General features: G+C 73.9%; 19 protein-coding genes and 1 pseudogene. 12 read left to right on the plus strand and 8 right to left on the minus strand.

Annotated features, from left to right (window positions below; all coding sequences use genetic code 11):
* Positions 1 to 134: 134 nt before the first annotated feature.
* Positions 135 to 1,064 (plus strand): NAD(P)H-binding protein, encoded by a 930-nt coding sequence (locus ACJ6WD_RS31370; RefSeq protein ID WP_407617015.1) that lies wholly within the window; start codon positions 135 to 137, stop codon positions 1,062 to 1,064.
* A gap of 25 nt (positions 1,065 to 1,089) precedes the next feature.
* On the opposite strand, the gene ACJ6WD_RS31375 is transcribed toward ACJ6WD_RS31370, so the two are convergent.
* Complete coding sequence (locus tag ACJ6WD_RS31375) at positions 1,090 to 1,413, minus strand: hypothetical protein (RefSeq protein ID WP_407617016.1); 324 nt, start codon at positions 1,411 to 1,413, stop codon at positions 1,090 to 1,092.
* A 235-nt stretch (positions 1,414 to 1,648) separates the two neighbouring features.
* Here ACJ6WD_RS31375 and ACJ6WD_RS31380 point away from each other — a divergent pair, with 235 nt between their 5' ends.
* A complete protein-coding gene (locus ACJ6WD_RS31380) occupies positions 1,649 to 2,284 on the plus strand; it encodes a GNAT family N-acetyltransferase (RefSeq protein WP_376443825.1) in 636 nt (211 codons plus the stop codon).
* 56 nt (positions 2,285 to 2,340) lie between these two features.
* Here the strand turns inward: ACJ6WD_RS31380 and ACJ6WD_RS31385 are convergent, their stop codons facing one another.
* Together ACJ6WD_RS31385 and dgoD are read right to left on the minus strand one after the other, a co-directional pair.
* Positions 2,341 to 3,354, minus strand: a complete 1,014-nt coding sequence (locus ACJ6WD_RS31385; protein WP_407617017.1) for a sugar kinase — start codon at positions 3,352 to 3,354, stop codon at positions 2,341 to 2,343.
* An 82-nt stretch (positions 3,355 to 3,436) separates the two neighbouring features.
* Positions 3,437 to 4,582: a galactonate dehydratase gene (gene dgoD / locus ACJ6WD_RS31390; protein ID WP_407617018.1), complete on the minus strand. Its 1,146-nt coding sequence runs from the start codon at positions 4,580 to 4,582 to the stop codon at positions 3,437 to 3,439.
* A 360-nt stretch (positions 4,583 to 4,942) separates the two neighbouring features.
* Here dgoD and ACJ6WD_RS31395 point away from each other — a divergent pair, with 360 nt between their 5' ends.
* The 5 genes from ACJ6WD_RS31395 (at position 4,943) to ACJ6WD_RS31415 (ending at position 9,897) form a co-directional block, all read left to right on the plus strand.
* Entirely contained in the window at positions 4,943 to 5,905 is a 963-nt protein-coding gene (locus ACJ6WD_RS31395) for a GNAT family N-acetyltransferase (protein ID WP_407617019.1), read from the plus strand.
* Positions 5,906 to 5,968: 63 nt separating this feature from the next.
* Positions 5,969 to 7,090: an NAD-dependent epimerase/dehydratase family protein gene (locus ACJ6WD_RS31400; protein ID WP_407617020.1), complete on the plus strand. Its 1,122-nt coding sequence runs from the start codon at positions 5,969 to 5,971 to the stop codon at positions 7,088 to 7,090.
* 40 nt (positions 7,091 to 7,130) lie between these two features.
* The gene (locus ACJ6WD_RS31405; protein ID WP_407617044.1) at positions 7,131 to 7,826 is read left to right on the plus strand and encodes a glycosyltransferase family 2 protein; all 696 of its coding nucleotides are present in this window, start codon (positions 7,131 to 7,133) and stop codon (positions 7,824 to 7,826) included.
* The gene (locus ACJ6WD_RS31410) at positions 7,823 to 8,488 is read left to right on the plus strand and encodes a DUF2064 domain-containing protein (RefSeq protein WP_331249851.1); all 666 of its coding nucleotides are present in this window, start codon (positions 7,823 to 7,825) and stop codon (positions 8,486 to 8,488) included. Before ACJ6WD_RS31405 ends, ACJ6WD_RS31410 begins: the two co-directional genes overlap by 4 nt.
* On the plus strand, positions 8,485 to 9,897 hold the full coding sequence (locus ACJ6WD_RS31415; protein WP_407617021.1) for a glycosyltransferase 87 family protein: 1,413 nt from the start codon (positions 8,485 to 8,487) through the stop codon (positions 9,895 to 9,897). The genes ACJ6WD_RS31410 and ACJ6WD_RS31415 overlap by 4 nt, the downstream gene beginning before the upstream one ends.
* A 37-nt stretch (positions 9,898 to 9,934) precedes the next feature.
* Here ACJ6WD_RS31415 and ACJ6WD_RS31420 read toward each other — a convergent pair whose 3' ends face one another.
* The 3 genes from ACJ6WD_RS31420 to ACJ6WD_RS31430 all read right to left on the minus strand — a co-directional run bounded on the left by ACJ6WD_RS31420 (position 9,935) and on the right by ACJ6WD_RS31430 (position 11,816).
* Positions 9,935 to 10,564: a cytochrome b/b6 domain-containing protein gene (locus tag ACJ6WD_RS31420; RefSeq protein ID WP_331249853.1), complete on the minus strand. Its 630-nt coding sequence runs from the start codon at positions 10,562 to 10,564 to the stop codon at positions 9,935 to 9,937.
* A complete protein-coding gene (locus ACJ6WD_RS31425; RefSeq protein WP_331249854.1) occupies positions 10,548 to 11,264 on the minus strand; it encodes a molybdopterin-dependent oxidoreductase in 717 nt (238 codons plus the stop codon). Before ACJ6WD_RS31425 ends, ACJ6WD_RS31420 begins: the two co-directional genes overlap by 17 nt.
* A 102-nt stretch (positions 11,265 to 11,366) precedes the next feature.
* Positions 11,367 to 11,816, minus strand: a complete 450-nt coding sequence (locus ACJ6WD_RS31430) for a GtrA family protein (protein WP_331249855.1) — start codon at positions 11,814 to 11,816, stop codon at positions 11,367 to 11,369.
* A gap of 255 nt (positions 11,817 to 12,071) precedes the next feature.
* Here ACJ6WD_RS31430 and ACJ6WD_RS31435 point away from each other — a divergent pair, with 255 nt between their 5' ends.
* Positions 12,072 to 13,106 carry a cytotoxin leucocidin gene (locus ACJ6WD_RS31435; RefSeq protein WP_407617022.1) on the plus strand — a complete coding sequence of 345 codons (1,035 nt, stop codon included), beginning with the start codon at positions 12,072 to 12,074 and terminating at the stop codon, positions 13,104 to 13,106.
* A 103-nt stretch (positions 13,107 to 13,209) separates the two neighbouring features.
* Here the strand turns inward: ACJ6WD_RS31435 and ACJ6WD_RS31440 are convergent, their stop codons facing one another.
* Positions 13,210 to 14,724, minus strand: coding sequence for a hypothetical protein (locus ACJ6WD_RS31440; RefSeq protein WP_331249508.1), 1,515 nt, complete (start codon positions 14,722 to 14,724; stop codon positions 13,210 to 13,212).
* Positions 14,725 to 15,674: 950 nt separating this feature from the next.
* Between ACJ6WD_RS31440 and ACJ6WD_RS31445 the strand changes: the two genes are divergently transcribed.
* The 3 genes from ACJ6WD_RS31445 to ACJ6WD_RS31455 all read left to right on the plus strand — a co-directional run bounded on the left by ACJ6WD_RS31445 (position 15,675) and on the right by ACJ6WD_RS31455 (position 18,799).
* Positions 15,675 to 16,334, plus strand: coding sequence for an MSMEG_1061 family FMN-dependent PPOX-type flavoprotein (locus ACJ6WD_RS31445; protein ID WP_233659092.1), 660 nt, complete (start codon positions 15,675 to 15,677; stop codon positions 16,332 to 16,334).
* 317 nt (positions 16,335 to 16,651) lie between these two features.
* Complete coding sequence (locus ACJ6WD_RS31450; protein WP_407617023.1) at positions 16,652 to 17,674, plus strand: hypothetical protein; 1,023 nt, start codon at positions 16,652 to 16,654, stop codon at positions 17,672 to 17,674.
* Between the two features lie 426 nt (positions 17,675 to 18,100).
* Positions 18,101 to 18,799: a hypothetical protein gene (locus ACJ6WD_RS31455; protein ID WP_407617024.1), complete on the plus strand. Its 699-nt coding sequence runs from the start codon at positions 18,101 to 18,103 to the stop codon at positions 18,797 to 18,799.
* Positions 18,800 to 19,433: 634 nt separating this feature from the next.
* On the opposite strand, the pseudogene ACJ6WD_RS31460 reads toward ACJ6WD_RS31455, so the two are convergent.
* Positions 19,434 to 19,997, minus strand: a pseudogene (locus ACJ6WD_RS31460) (transposase family protein); the annotation flags it as partial.
* A gap of 34 nt (positions 19,998 to 20,031) precedes the next feature.
* Here ACJ6WD_RS31460 and ACJ6WD_RS31465 point away from each other — a divergent pair.
* The gene (locus tag ACJ6WD_RS31465; protein ID WP_376556965.1) at positions 20,032 to 20,508 is read left to right on the plus strand and encodes a hypothetical protein; all 477 of its coding nucleotides are present in this window, start codon (positions 20,032 to 20,034) and stop codon (positions 20,506 to 20,508) included.
* Positions 20,509 to 20,689: the final 181 nt, after the last annotated feature.

A 20,689-nucleotide genomic window follows, 5' to 3' on the forward strand; every position in this document is an offset into this window, starting at 1 on the left:
TCGGTGCGTTGCGCCGCTACGACGCCGTGCCTCGACCGCCCTCCGAGTCCTGACCAACCGTGCGCGCACCGATGCGCCTGGTGCCGCGGCCGGTTCGGGTTGCGTCGTCCGGGGGTGCGCGGGACGCTGCGGCTATGGACCGCAACCCGGAGGCGAAGGGGAAGCCGATCCTGGTGACCGGCGCCGCGGGCAGCGTCGGGGCCGTCGGACGGACCGTGGTGGAGGATCTCAGGCGGCGCGGCCTGGCCGTCCGCGCCCTGGTGCACCGGGAGGACGAGCGCGCGCGGCAGCTGCGCGGCACGGGCGCCGAGGTGGTCGTCGGCGACCTGACGCGGACGGTGGACGTCGCCGCGGCGCTGGCGGGCTGCGAGCGGATGTACTTCGGGATGGCGGTGTCGGACCAGTACCTGGAGGCCGCGGTGGCGACGGCGGCCGTCGCCCGCGCCGCGGGACACCTGGAAGTGCTGGTGAACATGTCGCAGTTGACGGTCTCCGAGATGGACCTCACCAGTACGACCGAATCGCACCAGCACCGACAGCAGTGGCTGGTCGAGCAGCTCCTCGACTGGTCGGGTCTGCCCGTGGTGGAGATCAGACCCACCGTGTTCCTGGAGAACCCGCTCTTCCGGTTGGGCCTGTCCCCGGTCGCCGACGGCGGCGCCATCAGGCTGCCCTTCGGCCGGGCGAAGACCTCGCCCGTGGCCGCCGCCGACGTCGCCGCGGTGGTCGCGGAGGTCCTGGCCGACCCGGCTCCGCACGTCGGCCGGACCTACGAGTTGACCGGACCCCGCTCGATCGACGTCGCCGCCATGGCGGCGGAGGTCTCCGCCGCGCTCGGCCGACCGGTCGGCCACACCGACGTCCCGCTGGACGAGTGGATCGCCCACGACCTCGTCCCGCTGGGGCTGCCGGACCACGTCTTCCAGCACATCTCCACCATGGCGCGGCTCCACGCGGAGAACCGGTACGACCGCCTCACGGACGGCGTCGAGCGGGTGATCGGGCGGTCACCGGTATCCGTGGGGGAGTTCGTCCGCCGGAACCACGACCTGGTCGTGAGGTGAGGCCCTCGCGGCGCCGCCCGCGCCGTCACACCGCTCTCGTGATGGGGCGGCACATCGCGGTGTAGCGCTCCTCGTCGTCCACCCGCGTCCAGCCGCCGGTGCCGGCGTCCGGATCGTCGAGGACGAAGCCGTTGTGCCGCAACTGTTCGCGCAGGCCGTCGGCGGGGAACCGGGTGCCGTCCCGGGCGTCCCCGGTGGGCCGGAGTGTGACCAGTACGGCCTCGGTGTCGCCGGTGTCGGGTTCGCTGTCGAGGCTGGATATCTCCAAGTGCCAGCGCCCGTCTCGGGCGAAGGCCGTGGCGCGGAATGCCGCCCGCGGTGCCGGGGCGGTCCGTTCGGTCTCCGTCATGCGATCTCCGTCATGCGAGGTCGCCCCGCGGTACGGGGCGTCAGGCAGGAAGCGCGGGGCAGTGTGACGGGTCTGCCGGGGCAGGGCCCCGGCAGACCGTCCGTGAGGAGTCTGACCGCTTTTCCGCGGCTCGCACGGCGAACACCGAGGCAATTCGCCCCGAGGGGGTATGGCCGGGACCGCGGAGACTGCCACGGCACCTCGCGGCGTTGCCGGGACGTGGCACGATGCCGCGATGACCTCCAACTCGCCCCAGCCCGAGGAGATCCCCGCCGGCCCGCCCGACGCGCCGCCGGGCGCAGTGCCCGCCGTCGTGCCCGCAGGGCGGATGGCCCGCAGTGCGCAACCCGTGCTCGCCCTGTCGGCCGGCCGGTCCCTGCGTCCCTGGCGGCACGGCGACGCCGCCGTCCTGGTGACGGCCAGTCAGGACCCGGCCATCCGCCAGTGGAACCGCCTGCTGGTGGCCACGGCCGAGGACGCCCGCCGGCGGATCGACGGCATGCACCGCCGTTGGGCGTCGGAAGCGAGCGCGATCTGGGCCATCGCGCGGCCGGACGGCGAAGCCGACGGGCTCATCGGCTGGGGCGACATCGACCTGGCGGGCGGCAGCGCGGAGATCCTGTACTGGGTCCTGCCCACGGCCCGGGGCGGTGGGGTGGTGGCCGAAGCCGCCCGGCGGGTGAGCCGGTGGGCCCTGGACGACCTCGGTCTGCACCGGCTCCGGCTGTGCCACTCGGTGGCCAACCCGGCCTCCTGCCGGGTCGCGGCCAAGGCCGGGTTCTCCTACGAAGGCACCATGCGCAGCGCGCTGCTGCACGCCGACGGATGGCACGACGAGCATCTGCACGCCGTCGTACAGGGCGACTTCTGACCCACCGGTGCCCGACCCGTCCCGCTGCGGTCCCTCGGGCGGGCCGGGCGGGCACCTCACCGCAGCACGGTGCCCGACTCCGTTGCCAACAGCGGCAGTTCGTCGCGGGTCGGGGCGCCCTCCCAGTCGCCGTGCGCGGCGACGGCGAACGCGCCGGTGGTGACGCCCCGATCCAGGCACGCCGTCGGGCCCTCGCCGTCCAGGAGCGCGGAGAGGTAGCCGGCGACGAAGGCGTCACCGGCGCCCACCGGGTCCACCGCGCGCACCGGGCGCGCCGGCCGGTGCACCTGCCCGTCCGCGGTGCGGACCAGCGCGCCGTCCGCCCCGAGCTTCACCACGACCTCCGCGACGCCCGACCCCAGCAGCAACTCCGCCCGCGCCGAGCCGTCGGCGCCGGCGCCTTCGGGCAGGGCCAGCGGCAGTTCGTCGTCGGACGCGATCAGGACGTCCACCTGCGGGGCCCAGGCGCGCAGCACCTCACCGGCCGCGGCCTCACTCCACAGCCGGGAGCGGAAGTTGACGTCGAGGCAGATGACGCAGCCGTGCTCGCGCGCCAGGCGCAGCGCCCGCTCGGCGGCGGCGCGGGGGCCAGGGCCGAGTGCGGGGGTGATGCCGGTGAGGTGCACCAGCCGCGGCGGGGCGGTGGCGAAGGCCCGCTCCACGCTCTCCGGGGAGAGCCGGGAACCCGCGGAACCGGTGCGGTAGTAGTGCACGCGGGTCGCCTGCGGGAGGCGGGGCTCGAAGAGCAGCAGGCCGGTCGGCGCTCCGGCGTCCACCGTGGCGGCGGAGACGTCCACCGCTTCGGCGCGCAGGGTGCGCAGGACCAGGCGCCCGGCCTCGTCGTCGCCGACGGCGCCGGCCCAGCGCACGGCGTGCCCGAGCCGGGCCAGGCCGATCGCGACGTTGCTCTCCGCCCCGGCCACGGACACCGCCATGGTGCCGCCCAGTTTCAGGGGTCCGCTGCCGCGCAGGGCCACCATCGTCTCGCCGAAGGTCAGCACGGGCCCCGGGCGCGGTCTGCGCGCCGCACCGGCGCCCCCGTGCCGCGTCGCGGGCTGGTCGGCGTTCATGTCGTGCCTCCGGTCTCTCTCGTTGCCCGCACTCTATTTCTGCCGCGCCGGCGGGTGGCCCGGACGGTCGGCGCGCGGCCGGTCACCACTCGGCGAACGAGCCGTCCTGGTGCCGCCAGACCGGGTTGCGCCAGGTGTGCCCCTTGCGGTCGGCGGCCCGTACCGCCGCCTCGTCGACGTCGATGCCGAGCCCCGGACGCTCGGTGCGCAGGAGGGCGCCGCGGTCGAAGCGGAACGGTTCCGGGTCGACGACGTAGTCGAGGAGTTCGGCGCCCCGGTTGTAGTGGATGCCGATGCTCTGTTCCTGGATCAGGAAGTTGGGCGTGGTGAAGGCGAGTTGGAGGCAGGCGGCCAGGGCGATCGGGCCCAGCGGGCAGTGCGGCGCGAGCTGCGCGCCGTAGGTCTCGGCCAGGGCCGCGATCCGGCGCAGTTCGGAGATGCCGCCGGCGTGCGAGACGTCGGGCTGGAGGACGGCGACCCCGGCGTGCAGCGGGGCGAGGAACTCCCGGCGGGAGTAGAGGCGTTCACCCAGTGCGAGGGGGACGGGGGAGGCGTTCACCAGGTCCGGGAGCACGTGCACGTGGTCCGGGAGCACCGGTTCCTCGACGAACATCGGGGCGTATTCGGCGAGCAGCGGCAGCAGGCGGCGGGCGTTGGCGGGGGAGACCCGGCCGTGGAAGTCCAGGCCGAAGTCGTGTGCGTCGCCGAGGACCTGGCGGGCCGTCTCGGCGCGCCGCAGCACGGCGCGGACCTCGGCGCGGGAGGCGACCGGCGTCATCCTGCCGCAGCCGTTCATCTTGACGGCGGTGAAGCCCGCCTCCAGCTGCGCGGTGACCGCGTCGCGCACCTCGGCCGGATCGTCGCCGCCGACCCAGGCGTAGGCGCGGACCCGGTCGCGCACCGGGCCCCCGAGCAACTGGTGCACGGGCACGCCGTAGTGCTTGCCCTTGATGTCCCACAGTGCCTGGTCCAGGCCGGCGACCGCGGAGGACAGCACCGGGCCGCCGCGGTAGAAGCCGCCCTTGGTCATCACCTGCCAGTGGTCCTCGATGCGCATCGGGTCGGTGCCGACGAGGTACTCGGCCAGCACGTCGACCGCCGCCCGGACCGGTTCGGCGCGGCCCTCGACGACCGGTTCGCCCCAACCGACGACGCCCGTGTCGGTCTCCACCCGGACGAACGTCCACCGGGGTGGGGCGAGGAAGGTCTCGATGCGGGTGATCTGCACGGCGGCCGTCCTTCGGTGCGGTGTTCACGGTGGGCGGGGCGTTGCGGGGCGCGCGGGAGGGTGATTATTCCCCCGCTCGGTGTCCGTCGTGCACGGGCCGGGTGACGAGCGGCGCGTCGGCGCGTCGGCACGGCCGGGGTCACCGGGCGTGCGGGCAAATGGAGTTGCGGCCGAAAGCCACGCCCGGGTAGTCCTTGTGGCCGCGACCGCCGCATCGGCACACCGACCACGACCGTGAGAGGAGGGCTCAGCCCATGTCGCCCAAGTCCCTCGTGCCCGTCCCGTCCCGACGCCGCAACGCGGACCACCGCTGATTCCGGTACAGGCCGGCGGGCACCTCCACCGGAGCGTGCACCGACCGTGAACCCGAACGACCTGACCCTGCGTCCCCTCGCCGGCGACCAGGAAGTCGACCTGTTCAACCAACTCCCCTATGTCCTCAACGAAGAAATCGCCGACGACCTCGCGCAGGGGCGCAGGCGGCCCGCACGGATGTGGGTCGCGCTGCGGGGCGACCGCCTGCTGGGCCGGGCCGCCTGGTGGGGCCGGGCGGGCGCGGACGCCCCCTTGCTGCTGGACGTCCTCGACGTCGACGACGCGCTGACGGCTCCCGACCGGGTGGACGTCGGGGTCCGCCTGCTGCGGACCGCGATGGCCACCGCCCTCCCCGAGGGGAGCGATCCGCCCCGGTACAGCCGCTTCGTCCCGGACGACTGGCGCGACCGGCCCGCCACCCGGCAGGCGGTCGAGGACCGCATGCGGATCGTCGAACGCACCGGTGCCCGGCCGTTCGTGGAGCGCCTCCGCCTGGAGTGGCGACCGGGCGCCACCACGGCCAGGCCCGCCGGCCGCCTCGCCTTCCGGCCGGTCGACGACGCCGCCGAACTGCTGGACCTGATGACCGCCGCCCTGGACGGCACGTTGGACGCGCACAGCCGCGACGACCTGACCCGGATGTCCGTCCGGGCGGCGGCGGTCGCGCACTACGAGAAGGAACTCGCCCGGTACACCAGCCCCCGGGAGTGGTGGCGCGTCGCGTCGCGACCCGACGGCACCCCGGTGGGATTCGTGATCCCCGCGCGCAACGACTACAACGCGATCATCGCCTACCTCGGCGTGCTGCCCGCGCACCGCGGCAACGGCTACGCCGACGACCTCCTCGCGGAAGGCACCCGCATCCTCGCCGGGCAGGGCGTGCCCCGCATCCGGGCGTCGACCGACCTCGGCAACGCGCCGATGGCCGACGCCTTCGCACGCGCCGGCTACGTCACCTTCCAACGCGAGATCGTCATGCGGTGGCACCGCCAGGGCGCGGAAGGATGACGGAAGTCTGACGTCCCGCCGCGGTGCGGCCCGCGGCGGGACGGGCGGCCGTACGGTCGGGACATGCTGATCCTGGTCACCGGGGGTGCGGGCTTCATCGGCTCGCACCTCGTCACCGCGCTCACCGGGGCCGGGCACGCCGTGCGCGTGCTCGACGCCCTCCTGCCCGCCGCCCACCCAACCGCACCGCCCCTGCCCGACGGGGTGGACTGGCGGCACGCCGACGTCCGCGACGAGGAGGCCGTCGCCGGTGCGCTGCGCGGCGTCGACGCCGTCTGCCACCAGGCCGCGATGGTCGGGCTCGGCAAGGACTTCGCGGACGCCCCCGCCTACGTCGGATGCAACGACCTGGGCACCGCCGTCCTGTTGGCCGAGATGGCCGCGGCCGGCGTGCGCCGCCTGGTGCTGGCCAGCTCCATGGTGGTCTACGGGGAGGGCCGCTACGCCTGCCCCCGGCACGGCGTCGTGCGGCCCGGGCCGCGTCGCGTCGCGGACCTGGAGGCGGGCCGCTTCGAACCGCCCTGCCCGACGTGCGGCGAACCCCTGGCCCCCGGCCTGGTGGACGAGGACGCACCGACCGACCCCCGCAACGTCTACGCCAGCACGAAACTCGCCCAGGAGCACCTGGCCGCCGCGTGGGCCCGGGCGACCGGCGGGCGGGCCGCGGCCCTTCGCTACCACAACGTGTACGGGCCCGGCATGCCGCGCGACACGCCCTACGCCGGCGTCGCCTCGCTGTTCCGCTCCGCACTGGCGAACGGCGCCGCGCCCCGGGTGTTCGAGGACGGCGGGCAGCGCCGGGACTTCGTGCACGTGCGGGACGTCGCCGCGGCCAACCTCGCGGCCCTGACCGGCATCGACGGGCTGCCGCCGGGCGCGGTGCGGGCGTACAACGTCGGCAGCGACGAGCCGCACACGGTCGGGGAGATGGCCGCCGCGCTGACCGACGCCCACGGCGGACCGACGCCGGTCGTCACGGGGGAGTACCGGCTCGGCGACGTCCGCCACATCACCGCCTCCGCGCACCGGCTGCGCACCGAACTCGACTGGCGGCCGCGGGTCGCGTTCGCGGCGGGCATGGCGGAGTTCGCGGCGGCGCCACTGCGCGCGGGCGGCCCGCCCGATGCCGCGACGTCAGCGAACCGTAAGGATGCAAAGTCCTTTTCGCGCCCTTTGGGCTCGTAGGGTGAGTGCGGTGAACGAGCCCTCCCCCTCCCGTCCGCCGGTGGACGTCGTACTGCCCTGCCTCGACGAGGCCGCGGCCCTGCCGTGGGTGCTGGACCGGATCCCGCCGGGCTGGCGGGCGATCGTCGTCGACAACGGTTCCACCGACGCCTCCGCGGACATCGCCCGACGCCTCGGCGCCCACGTCGTCCACGAGCCGCGCCGCGGCTTCGGCGCCGCCTGCCACGCCGGCCTGACCGCCGCGACCGCCGACGTCGTCTGCTTCTGCGACTGCGACGCCTCCCTCGATCCCGGACTCCTGCCCGGGATCGCCGCTCCGGTCCTCGACGGCTCCGCCGACCTGGTCCTGGGCCGCCGCCGACCCACCACGCCCCGCGCCTGGCCGCTCCACGCCCGCCTCGCCAACGTGGAGTTGGCGCGACTGGTCCGGCGGCGCACCGGACTGCGCCTGCACGACCTCGGACCGATGCGCGCCGCCCGCCGCGAGGCACTGCTCGCCCTCGCCCTGACCGACCGGCGGTCCGGCTACCCGTTGCAGATGGTGGTCCGGGCCGCGGACGCCGGCTGGCGGGTGCGCGAGGAAGACGTGCCCTACCACCCGCGCACCGGGCGCTCGAAGGTCACCGGCACCTGGCGCGGCACCTGGCAGGCGGTCCGTGACATGCGCGGGGTGCTCGCCGAGCCGCCGCCCACCGTCCCCGCGGGGACCGCGCACGCGCCCGGAGCCGGACGATGAGCGCCCGACCCCCGGTACCGGGACCAGGACCGGCCACCCTCCTGGTCATCGCCAAGGAACCCGTGCCGGGCCGGGTCAAGACCCGGCTCACCCCGCCCTACACGCCCCGGGAGGCGGCCGCCCTCGCCGAGGCCGCCCTCGCCGACACCCTGCACACCGTCTCCCGGACCCCCGCCCGACGGCGCGTACTGGTCCTCGACGGCCGCCCGGGGCCCTGGCTCCCGCCGGGCTTCGACGTCCTGCCCCAGTCGCCCGGCGGCCTCGACGACCGCATCGCCGCCGCCTTCGCCCACTGCGACCCCGGACCGGCGCTCCTGGTCGGCATGGACACCCCCCAGATGACCGCCGACCTGCTGGCGGGCGTCGGCGGGGACGACGACCACGACGCCTGGTTCGGCCCCGCGGCCGACGGCGGGTTCTGGGCGCTGGGCCTCGCCGACCCGACACGCGCCGCGGCCCTGGTGCGGGGCGTGCCGATGTCCACCGACCGCACGGGGGAACTCCAGCGGCACCGGCTGGTCGCGGCCGGACTGGCGGTGCGCGACCTGCCGGTGCTGCGCGACGTGGACACCGCCGCCGACGTCGGGCCGGTCGCCGCCCGCTGCCCAGCCGGCTCGCGGTTCGCCGCCACCGTCCGCGCGCTCGCCGGCGTCGCGCGGTGAAGGGCGGCGCCCGTACCGCAACCCTCGTCACCGGCGCCCTCCTCGCCCTCCTCACCGCCGTCGTCGTCGGCACCCTCAGGGTCGGGGACAGCCAGAGCGCCCCGGGCCGCATCCTGGTCGGCTACGCCGTGGCCTGGGGCCTGTTCGCCGCCGCCGCACGTGTCGTGCGCACCGTCCCGGTGCGCGCGGCCACCCCCCTGGTCCTGGTCGGTGCCGCCGCCCTCGCACTGGCCGGGCTCGCCGCCCCACCGCGCACCAGCACCGACATGTACCGCTACGCCTGGGACGGGCGCGTCCAGGCCGCCGGGACCTCCCCCTACGCCCACCCGCCCGCGGCGCCCCAACTCGCCCCGCTGCGCGACGCGTGGCTCTTCCCCGCGGCCCGCCCCTGCGCCGGCTGGGGACTCACCCGCACCGACGAAGGGCTCTGCACCCGCATCAACCGCCCCACGGTCCCCACCGTCTACCCGCCGCTCGCCGAGGGCTGGTACCTCGCGGTGCACGCCCTCTCCCCGCCGGACAGCCGCCACAAGCCGCTCCAAATCGGCGGCGCCGTCGTGGCGTTCGCGACCACCCTCGCCCTGCTCACCGTGGTGCGCCGCCGCGGCGATCCCCGCCGCGCCCCGCCCCGCGCCGCCCTGTGGGCCTGGTGCCCGGCCGTGCCCTTCGAGGCGGTCAACAACGCCCACATCGACGCCCTCGGCGTCCTGTTCACCGTGCTCGCCCTCGGCACCGCCACCGCCGGCGCCCGCCGCGGCGTCCTCCTCGGTGCCGCCACCGCCGTCAAACTGCTGCCCGTCCTGACGCTGCCCGGGGCCCTGTCCGGCCAACGCGCCCCGGCGCGGGTCGTCCGCGTCGTGGTCCCCCTCCTCGTGACCGTCGCCCTCTGCTACCTGCCGTACGTGCTCCTCTCCGGCAAGGCCGTCCTGGGCTACCTGCCCGGCTACCTCCACGAAGAGGGCTACGCACCCGGCGACGTGCGCCGCTTCGTCCTGCCGCGGCTGCTGCTGCCGGACACCGCCGCGGCGGTGACCGCCGGCGTGCTGCTCGCCGTGCTGGCCCTGGCCGTCTGGTGGCGCGGCGACCCCGCCCGCCCCTGGCGCGGCGCCCTCCTGGTGACCGGCACGGCCCTGCTGCTGTTCTCGCCGAACTACCCCTGGTACGCCCTGCTCGTCGTCGGCCTCGTCGCCCTGGACGGCCGCGTCGAGTGGCTGGCGGTCCCCCTCGCCGGCGCCGTGCTCTACGTCGGCGGGCCGATCCTGCCGGGCTTCCCCCTCCAGGCGTTGACGTACGTCCTCGCGGCCCTTGCCGTCGCGAACGGGGCCGTCCTGCGCAGCGACGCCGTCCGGCGCTGGTTGCCGCGGCATCCACCGACCCGGCGGCGGGACCCGGGGCGGCCGGCCGACTGACCGGGGCCGGCCGCCCGCCCCTGCCGACCGGCCCCGTTCAGGACTCCTCGTCGTCCCACAGCGGATGCTCGCGCCGCGCCCAGGCCCGCGAGGCGTAGCCGGTGCGCAGGGCGCGGCGGGCCTCCGGGTCGCGGGCGGCCAGCACCACGTGACCGAGGACGAGGACGCCGACGAACAGCGCGGTCCAGTCGTGCACGAACGTCGCCCCGGTCCGCCACGGCACGGGCACCACACGGGGGAACCACAGGATCAGACCGGTGCCGAGGAGGACCAGCGCGGCGCCGGCGACCAGCGCCGCGTACGCCTTCTGCCCGGCGTTGAACTTCCCCGAGGGACGGCGTCGCCCCCGCAGGGCCGCCCGGATCCAGCCGCGATCGTACGGAGCGAACCGGTTCAGCCGCCCCAGGTCCGCGCGCAGGGCCCGCGAGGCCAGACCGACCAGCAACGGCACCGGCAGGGCGAGGCCCGCCCACTCGTGCACCGTGACCACCAGCCGCCGGCGGCCGACGAGTTCGGCCAGCGGCGGCACGTACAGGCAGGCCCCGGTGACCAACAGGACGCCCATCAGCGCCGCCGTGATCCGGTGCACCCACCGCTCCGCACCGGTGAAGCGCCGCAGCCTCCCGGCGGCCCGTACCGGGGCCGCGGGCTCAGCCGACGGGGGCATCGCCGCGCCCGTTCGACCGTCCCACCCAGGCGTCCACGTCATATCCGTACCGCTCCCAATAGCCGGGCCGGACCCGGTCGGTGACCGTGATGCCGGACAGCCACTTCGCCGACTTGTAGAAGTACATCGGTGCCGCGTACAGCCGGACCGGGCCGCCGTGCGCGTCGGTCACCGGTCGGTCCGCCATCTCGTAGGCGACCAGCATGTCCGGCCGCCGTGCCTGCGCCAGGGTGAGGCTCTCGCTGTACACGCCGTCGAAGCAGGTGAAGTGCACCGCCCCCGCGCCCGGTGCCACCCCGGCCGCGGCGAGCAGGTGGGACAACGCCACCCCGGTGAACGGCGTCCGCGGAACCCGCCAGCCGGTGACGCACTGCACGTCCCGCACCAGCCGGGTGCGCGGCATCCGGCGCAGGTCCGCCAGCGTGTACACCGCAGGACGCGCGACGAGCCCGTCCACGGTGAGCCGGTAGTCGGCGGGGGACCGGTGCGGCACCGAGGACGCCACCGAGTAGAAGCGGAATCCACCGGCGCCGGGCAGCACACCCGTGATGCCGGTGGGATCCTCGTTCCGCACCGCCCCGAGCACCCGGCTCACCGCGTCCTGCACGGGCGCCCCGGCCGCCACTCCCACGGCGCCCAGACCGAGCATCCCCAGGACCAGCCGTCGTCCGACGGGCCTGTCGCGTCTCTCTCCGACCATGCGACCCAGCAGAGCACCGCCCGGGCGCCCCTGACCAGCCCGCACGCCCCGACGTCAGCGATTCGTAAGACCCGACCGCGCCGCCCACCGGGGCCCGCGGCGTCAGCGACGGCGTCGGAACACCAGCAGCCGCAGCACGGCGAAGCGCACCACGGTCACCAGGGCGAAGCTCGGCACCAGCACCGCGACCTCGGCCGCCGTCGGGGCGGCGGGCCACAGATGACGGAGCAGCAGGACCGCGCCCGACGTGGTCGCGTAGGCCACGACGAACAGGGCGCCCGCAGCCAGGTGCGCCCGCACGACCCGGGCGGCCGAGCCGCGGAAGGTCAGCCGCCGGTTGGCCTCGGTGTTGAGGACGGTGACGACGAGGAGGGACACGAGGTTGGCGGACAGCGGTGGCCACCAGCGCCGCAACACCCAGTACGCCAGGGCCTGGGCGACCGTCGAGGCCAGCCCGATCGCGACGAACCAGCCGACTTCCCTGCCCAGCGCCGCGCGGCCGGGCCGGGCGGAGGCAGTGGCGGTGGCGGACCGTGCGCGGGGTTTTCGCACCGCACCATGATGCGGCCGCCACCGCGGGAACGGGCGCACGGCGAGGCGGCGGTTCGCCCGTTCGACTGGTGCCGGCACGGCACGGCACGGGTACGTCGGACCGGTGCGGTGCCACGCACCGCGCCACTCGCGCCGTGCCGCGGCACGGCGAGCCGGCACAGTCGGGACCAAAGCCCCTACGCGCCGAGGATGATCGTCGGTTGCATGGCTGCCCACGACGCTTCCGTCGTTCCGCCCCCTCGGATTGGGACTTCCATGAGCCATGTCTCCCGACGGCGCCTGCTCGCCGTCGCCCCGGTCGCCGGACTCGCCGCGGCCGTTCCCGCCGCCCTCGCCACCGCCGGCACCGCGGCCGCCGCCCCCGCCCGGCCGGCCGCCGCGCCGCGTGCCGCAGCGGGCGCGGCGCAGCGCACGGCGGCCGCCCGCCCGCTGCAAGAGGTCACGGACGCGTGGGGGAAGTGGATGGCCGCGGAGCGCTTCCCCGGCTCCCGCGGCTGCCGGTTCACCGCCTCCACCGACTACGGACGGCGGAGCGAGCTCGGTGCCTACCACCAGTACCAGGTCGGCGCGGAGTACCGCGGCATCACCTACGACCCCAAGGCCCCCTCGCCCGTACCGGGCCAGGTCAACTCCGTGACCACCAACTACCGCAACGGCTCGGCGGTCGAACAGGTCGTCACGTACAAGCAGAGCAAGACCACCGAGCAGGACCTGCGGATCTCGGTGACGGAGTCGTTGAAGATCGGCGTCACCGTGGAGGTCTCCGCCGAGATACCGGCCGTGGCCAAGGTCAGCGAGACCACCTCGATCGAGACCAACCTCTCCTCGACGCAGGAGTTCACGCACAAGGAGACGCAGACCTGGAGCGTCGACCTGCCGCTGCGGATCCCGCCGAAGTCCCTCATCGAGGCGTCGCTCGTGGTCGGCACCCAGCAGTACGACATCGACTGGACGGCCACCGTGGACCTGGTGGGGAGCGTGGCGGTCTGGTTCGAGGAGAAGGTCGACCTCAACCACGACGGTGACTACCACTGGCTCTGGTTCGTCCCCGTCGAGGAGGTGTTCCGCGACTGCCGTGCCCACGGCATCGTCGACACCGGCGGCTACGAGATCACCGCGAACGGCGTGCAGGGCTTCGCGCGGGGGAAGTTCGGCGGTGGCCAGGGCACGTCCCTCAACGTGAACGTCGTCCAGCAGGACCTCGCCGGGCGCACGCGGCGCAGCGCACCGCGGACCGTTCCGGTGCCGCTCGGCCAGGACGGTGCGAAGGTGATCCGCGCCGGCCGCTGACCGGCCGGTGCCTCCGCGGCAGCCGCACCAACTGCCCCTGTTCCAGGAGCCGAAGGAGCCCCGCCGGTGATCCGGCGGGGCTCCCGGCATGCGCACGGCGGGGTCAGGGGCGCTTCGCGGGGGTGCGCACGGTGCCCTGGCCACCGGCGAGTTCCCACTCGCGGTGGAGCGGACCGAGCGGAATGCTCCGTTCGAAGACCGGTGTGCCGAAGACGTCCAGGCGTGCCCGGAGCGCGCCGGAGAGGTCGACGCCGCCGTACGCCGCCCACTTCCCGACCGCCGAAGCCGTGCCGTCCGAGGAGCCGGTGGCCGTGCCGGAGACCTCGGCGCGCAGGTACGGGGCCAGCGTGCCGGTCACGCCGACGCTGCCGTACAGGCCGACGCTCGCCTCCGTGCCCAGTGCGGCCTTCACCCGGCCGGCCGCCGTCGCGGTCGCCGTCAGCGGGGTGCCGTGCAGGTCGGCCCGGGCGACCGGCGTCCAGCCCTTGGCCCGGCTGTAGGAGCCGCCGACCCGGAACTTGCCCTGCACGTCCTGTTTGACATCGACGCTGACCTTGCCGTCGGCATCGACCTGGAGGTAGCAGGTCAGATCGAGGTTGACCACGACCGGCACCACGCCGACCTGGATGACGGGGTCGGCGTGCAGCTTGGCGAACGGCACCCGCACCGGTTGGCCGTCCGGCGTGGAGGTGGCCGCCTGGCCCTTGAGCTCCCACTGCGAGGCCCAGTCACCGGCCAGGCTCACCGACGCGGTGCCAGGGGTGCCGGTGGTGGTCCCCTTGCCGTCGTAGGAGAAGTCGACCTCGGGTGCGAGCTGCACGAAGCCCGTGGCCGAGGCGTCGACGGTGCCCGCCGACGTCTTCACCGTGGGCAACACGGCGCGCACGTCCACCCGCAGGCTGCCGAGCGGCAACTGCGCGCCCTCGGGCCCGAAACGCACCGTCCCGTTCTTCGCCCAGGACACCTTGACGTTCGGGGTGAGCGGCTCGACCTGCATCGCGGCGGGGTCGACCGGGACCTGGCCTTTCGCCGTGGCGCCGCCGAGCAGCGCGCCCAGGGTGGCGGGGGCGGTCTTGACCTCGGTGCCCCGTTCGGTGGTGCCCACCACCTCGGTCACCTTGGCCAGGGCGCCGCGGGGCGCGCCGGGTACCGGAGCGCTGGCGAGCACGTCGCCGACCGCAACCGCGGCCGGCCGGTGGGGAGTCGACCCCTTCCCGTGCTCCTCGTCCCGGCCGCCGCCGTGGTCGCCGCCCCTCTCACCCTGCCCATCGCCACGGGTGTCCTTGCCGGTGCCCTTCGGCGGGGCGCCGGCGGCCGGCCCGGCGATGATGGCCCGGCCGCGCGCGGCATCGAACGCGACGATTTTCAACGGGGACTTGGCCGCCGGGCGGTGGCCCGTCCCCGGCTTCGCCACGGCGCTGGGCGTCCCGGCGCCGGCCGGCGCGGGGGCCACGGCGAGCGGCGCCTGCGCGTCCGTGTCCTCGACGGCGGTCACCGGCCCGGCACCGTCGGCCCTCCCTGCCGCGGTGCCGGACGACCCGTTCGCACAACCGCTGACGACGAGCAGGGACGTGGCGGTGAGCGCCGGTAGAACGGCGTATCTGATGGTCTTGCGCACTGTTGGTTCCTCAGGGGCGTGGCGTGGGGGCGGCCGAAGGGAGGAAGCACTCCGACCGGGCGGTTACCCGCAGGTAATGATTGGCATGATCGTGCCACGGGTCATACGCCCACAGAGCCGAATAACCGGCCACGTGGTGATGATGTGAGCGCAATCACCTCCGTCATGACGTTGACCAGCAAAAAGCCCTCCCGCAGGAGGTGCGATGAGGTCGAGGATCCCGTTCCAACCGACCGGGTGCCCCGGGGCCGCCGGCCCGCTTCGGTTTCCCGGCGTTGACTACCTCGCGTGGCGCAGGGAGTCGTAGGGCAGAGTTGCGCCCACGGTGCTGCGCCCGCCTCGGCCGGCACCGTGCGGACGCGTTGGATGCGGGCGAAGCGTTTGGGTGAGAGACCGACCTGATGGGTGAAGGCGTCGCGCAGGTGGCGTTCGCTGACCGACAGCCGCCGGGCGAGCGCGCCGACCCGCCGTAGCCGGTGGACAGCGACGCGACGGCCTCGCGGAGCAACCGGTCGCGCGGCTCTGTGCCGTTGGGCAGGCCCTTGAGCAGCGCGATTTCGATGCACCGCAGGATCGGGCCGGGGTCGGTCTACTCGTCGAGCCGGTTTTCCAGGCGGGTGGCGCGGCCGCCCCACACCTCGGTGAGCGCACGGCACCGTCCCGCAGTTCGCCGGCCGGGACACCCGACACCGACCTGGCCGCCGCACCGGGGCGCAGTCGGACCCTGATGCACGTCGCCAGTTCCTTGCCCGGGTGGAAGGCGGCACGGCTGCGAGGGCCGATCACCCGCAGGTCGCCACCCCCGTTTCCGACCCTGCGGCAGACCAACGGCGTTGCGGCGTCGGGGAGATGCACCAGTGCCAGAGCGCTGTCGGGCCGACGGGAAAGCGGCCGTCCTTCACGCACTCACCGATCAAGATCATCCGCGGGTCGCGCATTAGGGTCGGGGTATGACGTCACTCCTTGCCGGCAGTACCTTCGACTCGCTCCGCCTCGACGCCGTGCCCGACCAGGAGGCGCTGCGCAGGGCCTACGCACTGCCCAGCGACGCGGCCGTGCGCAAGCAGACGACCGAACTCACCGCACAGGCCCGTCGGTTGATCGGATGCTCGCCGCTGGTCCTGGTCGCCAGCGCGGACGCCGAGGGCAACTGCGACGTGTCCCCGCGCGGCGGTCCCGCCGGGTTCGTCGCCGTCCTGGACGCACGGACACTGGCGATACCGGACGCGACCGGCAACAAGCGTCTGGACACCCTGCAGAACGTCGTCGCCACCGGGCGGGCCGGGTTGCTGTTCGTCATCCCGGGGCGCACCACGACGCTCAGGGTGAACGGCCGGGCCTGCGTCTCCACCCGCCCGGAACTGCTGTCGCAGCTGACCGCCGTGGGCAAGCCGCCGGCCAGCGCGCTGGTGTTGGGGATCGAGGAGGTCTACCCGCACTGCCCCAAGTCGCTCCTGCGCAGCGGGGCCTGGAAGCCGGAGCAGTGGCCGCCGGCGGACGTCCAACCGACCTCGGCCGAGGTGACGTTGGCCCAACTGCGGATGCCGGAGCTGACGATCGCCGACATCGAGCAGGCGGAGGCGGATTCGCTGAAGTACCGCTACGAGTAACGGGCCGACCAGCGGTCCCTGAGCCACCGGCCGCCGACCCTCGGACGAAGTACGCCCCCAGGACCGATCGCGGCCCGGCCCTGGCCGCATGCAGGACCACGTCCTCGGACGGTCCACCGCCGCGATGGGGCCGAAGGCACCCGTCCTCGGGTGTGGAAGCGGCGAATGACCCCGCGTCTCCACGGGCCCCGTCTTCGACGGGGTGATCCGGCGACCGAAGTTGCCGAACTGGTGATCCAGCGGCTTCGATGAGCCCCGTGTCCCGAACCTCCTTCATACCTCGACGCCGCTGTCGACCGGTCCGGCGAACGACCGTCATGGCGTTGACGCTCACGATGCTGGGCCCGCTCGCGCTGACCGGCTGCACCCGGGCGGACGAGCCGTCGTCCCTTCCGCCCGCCGGCGTCTACCAGCACGCCGCAGCGGCCGAGAACTCGCAGGCCCAGCCGATCGCGCCCGACGGAGTGGCAGGGGCTCTCACCCGGCCGTTGCGGGCGGCCGGTTGGTTCTGCGTGCAGGCCCGAGCCAATGCGGACGGTCGTGCACTGTGGTGCCGGATCGCGCGCCACGACGCGTCGGACACGGTCCGTTCGCAGGTGGCGCAGTTCCTGCTGGACCGTGACGACCGGCTCGTCTGGGCATGGTTCCCGCCGGTCGGGACGGCTTTGGAGAGCAAGGAGGTCGTCGCGGCCGCGGCATCGACGCTGACCGCGATCTGGCCCGACGCCGGCGATCGCGCGCGGAAGGAGATCGAGGACTTCGAGGACGATCACCGCACGGACAGGGCGGGGCAGGCGGACGGTGTGCCCCACGCGGGGTGGCGCGACACGTATGCGGAGTACGACTACGGCTGGTCGAACGGGCTGGTCGTCACCGCCCGGGACGCCTCGGTCCGGCGCTGGCCGTTCGGCTCCGACCACTACGCGACCTCGATGAGTTCCGCTGTCGACGATCTCCTCGCCGGTGGCTACGACTGCTTCTATCCACCCCAGCAGAACTGCAACCGGGTCCAGTCGAACGGCTATTTCCGTGTCACCCTCCGCGGTGACCAGGTCGTCTCGGCCGAGTTCGGCATCGGCAGTCGGATCGAGGCCGGGCGGCAACGGCACCTGCTCAGCGAGGAGTTCCCGCACGGCCTCACCTTTCTCACCGAGGCGGTCCGTCGTCCCGTCACGGAGCGCATCGAACAGTCCCGACGAACCGGCACCAGCTTCGCCGGCATCGTGGCCGGCACGGTCGTGATCATCGACGCGCGGAAGAGCGCGCTCGACGGAGGAGATCTCGTGGCCTACCTCGACATCCGGATCGGTGCACCGCTGGCTGCGACCTCGCCCGTCTGATCACGCGACGAAGACGGGATGCCGCAAGCGCACAGCGGCCTCATGAAGAGTGAGTTCGTCTCCGGATGCTCGGAGACGAACGGGCTGAACGGGTAGGCCGCCGCGGCCTGACGCTGCGCGCTCGGCTGTTCTGCCGTCTGCCGAGTGGATGTCAGACGCGGAGTGACGGCGTGTCCTGCGGTGTCGGCAGATCGGCCGGAAGAACGGTCAGGAGTACAGCGGGGAGAGCAGTCGGGAGAACGGCCAGGTCGCGACGGTCGCCCGGCGACTTCGCGTGCGCGGAGGGTGTGAGGCGCCAGCGCAACCCGTAAAATTGCCTTGATCTGCGGGACAGTTGGGGCGACGGCCGGCGGTGCCTGGGCGCGGGGGTGCGGCGGTCGCCACCAAGGGGGTGGGCCGTATGGCCCGGGGCGATGTGGAGGGGCATTGTCGGATCCGGATGCCAGACCAGCCGATCCGTCCGTCGCCGCCCAGCCGGGGACCGGCGCCGGGCTGACGGCCGCCGTCGTGGGCGTGCTCATCACGTCGCTCCCGCAGCTCATCGAGCACCTCAGCCCGTGGAACCGGGCGTTCCTGGCGCTCATCGCGGTCACCCTGGGACTGAGCGTCTTCGCGACCGTGCGGGCCCGGCGGGAGGCGCCGCGGCGACGCCTGTGGGTGACGGTGGCGGTCGCCGCCGGTGTGGTGAGCGGGTGCACGGCCCTGCTGCTCGGTGTCGGCGCGTTCTTCGCCACGGTCACGCCCGCCCCGGTCAAGATCGGCTTCGATGACGCCGTCGCGCTGCGCAGCCGTGCCGACGAGGACGTGCGGGTCGGTGCCCTGCCGGTGGAGCCCGGCTCGTACGTGATCTGGGTGAAGCTCTACGCGACGGAGCCCGAGGCGAGCGCGGTGCGGATCACCTGCCGGTTGGAGGCGGAGAACGACTACGACGTGGTCTCCGCCGACCTGGCCCCGGGCGGCAGCGTGCCCATGGCGCTGACGGTCGCGCACACTTACCGGGCGTCCGGCGACGCCGTCCTCTTCTGCCGTCACGCCTCGACGGAGCCGCGCACCACCACGCTCAAACAGGTCAAGATCCTGGCCGTGGGCGCCGCTTCGGTGGGGATCGAGTTCCTGACGCGTTGAGCGGAGCCCGCCGCGGCGGTGCGGTCACTCGCGGGTGCGGGTGCGGGTGCGGGGCTGTTCCACGCGGATCCGCAAACGGGTCCAGGAGCGCGTTGACGTAGCCGCGGCCGGCCGCGGCGTCCAGGTGCAGCGGCTCCTGACCGGACGGTGCGAGCGGGGCGGGCGAGCCGGCCGCGGCGTACAGGACGCAGACGTCGCTGGCGTCCGGGCCGAAGTCCCGGCGGGAGGGCCGCCGGAAGCCGACGGCGCAGGGGGTTTGATGGCGCATCCAGGAACCCCGGCGGCGGGTGCGCGGGTAGTTCGGGGCGGAGGACTGCACCAGTCGGACGTCCTGACGCGGCCAGTGGGGACGGTGCCGTGTACAGGTACGGGGCCGGTGCCGCCGTGCCCGGTTCGTCGCGGATGTCGTAGAGCCGCCCGCCGCCCGCCGCCCCAGTGCAGGTTGGTTTGCAGTGCCTTGAACTCGGTCGCGGACGGCGGACGTTGTGTACGCGCCAGAGTTCGGTGTCGGCCGGCACGACGTGCCGCATCGGCTGTGCCCGGACCGTCGGGGCGGGAATCATCGCGCCGGGCGCGGTGTCACCACTTCCGCCGCAAAGGTTAAAGATCAAGCTAAGGGCTGTCCCGTAAATGATCTGCGGTGTGCTGGTTGATCATCCCGTTTCCACGCCGGGAGCTCGGCCTGGCCGCGCTCGCGGCGGTGCGGGATGACCAGGCCGGCGCCCCGGTAGCCGCCGTCCGCGATGACCGTGGTGCGGCCGACGGCGACCACGAGCCGGCTGTCTGCATCGATGACGACCTGGTGGTTGGTCGAGTACCTGTAGTTGTTCGACTGCTCGGCGACTGTGTGGTCACGGGTGGGCACCAGGGTTCCGTCCACGATCAGCACGGTGTCCTTGCGGAACCGCCTGCGCGGATGGAGCGCCAGCGACGGCCCGAGGGCGTCGATAATGCGGTCGGCTGCGGACTTCGAGATGTCGAACAGCGGGGCGAGCTGCCGCAGTGTCAGGTACGTGCGCCAGTACGCGGCGACCAGCAACACCCGGTCCTCCAGCGGCAGGCTCCACGGCCGGCCCTTGCGTACCGGATCCGCGCCCTCGCGCCGTAGCTCGGTGATCAGCTTGCCGAACTGACGCGGGCTCAGCCCGGTGAACGGGGCTGTCCAGGACGGCTCGGACGCCGTGATCACACCAGCCACAGCGAGATCGTCTCAAAGATGACGGCATGGCACGATGGCCGCCATGTCAGGTCAGGTCTGGGTGTCCCTCATATCGCTGGGCGGCGTTGTCCTCGGCGGCTCGTTGTCCTACCTCGTCCAGCACAGGACTCAACTCTCGGCGGAACGCGCTGAACAACAACGGCAGCAGATCGCCTTGTCGGAGGCCCGGCGCGGGGAACGGCTGGCGCTGCTGGAGCGGTTCATCGAGGTGGGGGCCGAGGCCGAACGCTCCGCCTTCAGTCGGCCTTCCGAGTGGGAGGACACCGACGCCTGGTTCCTCACGACCCGGGACGTCATGAACAGGCTGTGGGTCGCGGAGCGGCTCATCCGCATCCAGTTCCCCCTGCCCGTGCACGACGCGGCACGCGCGTACTTCCTCGACCTCAACCGGACGGTGTGGGAAGGCCTGCCCGACGGCGAGAGCGTGCGCGACTACTTGGAGGACAACCGGCTGGCGTTTCTGGACGCGGCCCGCACGGTCATGGGGTAGCACACCGCCACCTCGAAGATCGTTTACGGGACGGCCCTTAGCGGAAGTCCGACCCGAGAATTCCTAGAAGTGCCCGCCGGAGCCCGAAAACCGCCTGGCGTGCACGGCCGAAAAGCTGCGTGGTGAGCTAGGTCACCGTAAAGGGCGGAACCGGTCGCAGGTGTGCGCCATCGCGTGCGAT

Source organism: Streptomyces sp. VTCC 41912 (assembly GCF_045799175.1).
GTDB lineage: Bacteria > Actinomycetota > Actinomycetes > Streptomycetales > Streptomycetaceae > Streptomyces > Streptomyces albulus_C.

Bases quoted from the DNA above. Each gene is read 5' to 3' on its own strand.
- ACJ6WD_RS31370 (WP_407617015.1), top strand. From the start codon at position 135: ATGGACCGCAACCCGGAGGCGAAGGGGAAGCCGATCCTGGTGACCGGC.
- ACJ6WD_RS31375 (WP_407617016.1), bottom strand. From the start codon at position 1,413: ATGACGGAGACCGAACGGACCGCCCCGGCACCGCGGGCGGCATTCCGC.
- ACJ6WD_RS31380 (WP_376443825.1), top strand. From the start codon at position 1,649: ATGACCTCCAACTCGCCCCAGCCCGAGGAGATCCCCGCCGGCCCGCCC.
- ACJ6WD_RS31385 (WP_407617017.1), bottom strand. From the start codon at position 3,354: ATGAACGCCGACCAGCCCGCGACGCGGCACGGGGGCGCCGGTGCGGCG.
- ACJ6WD_RS31400 (WP_407617020.1), top strand. From the start codon at position 5,969: ATGCTGATCCTGGTCACCGGGGGTGCGGGCTTCATCGGCTCGCACCTC.
- ACJ6WD_RS31410 (WP_331249851.1), top strand. From the start codon at position 7,823: ATGAGCGCCCGACCCCCGGTACCGGGACCAGGACCGGCCACCCTCCTG.
- ACJ6WD_RS31420 (WP_331249853.1), bottom strand. From the start codon at position 10,564: ATGCCCCCGTCGGCTGAGCCCGCGGCCCCGGTACGGGCCGCCGGGAGG.
- ACJ6WD_RS31425 (WP_331249854.1), bottom strand. From the start codon at position 11,264: ATGGTCGGAGAGAGACGCGACAGGCCCGTCGGACGACGGCTGGTCCTG.
- ACJ6WD_RS31435 (WP_407617022.1), top strand. From the start codon at position 12,072: ATGAGCCATGTCTCCCGACGGCGCCTGCTCGCCGTCGCCCCGGTCGCC.
- ACJ6WD_RS31445 (WP_233659092.1), top strand. From the start codon at position 15,675: ATGACGTCACTCCTTGCCGGCAGTACCTTCGACTCGCTCCGCCTCGAC.
- ACJ6WD_RS31450 (WP_407617023.1), top strand. From the start codon at position 16,652: ATGGCGTTGACGCTCACGATGCTGGGCCCGCTCGCGCTGACCGGCTGC.
- ACJ6WD_RS31465 (WP_376556965.1), top strand. From the start codon at position 20,032: ATGGCCGCCATGTCAGGTCAGGTCTGGGTGTCCCTCATATCGCTGGGC.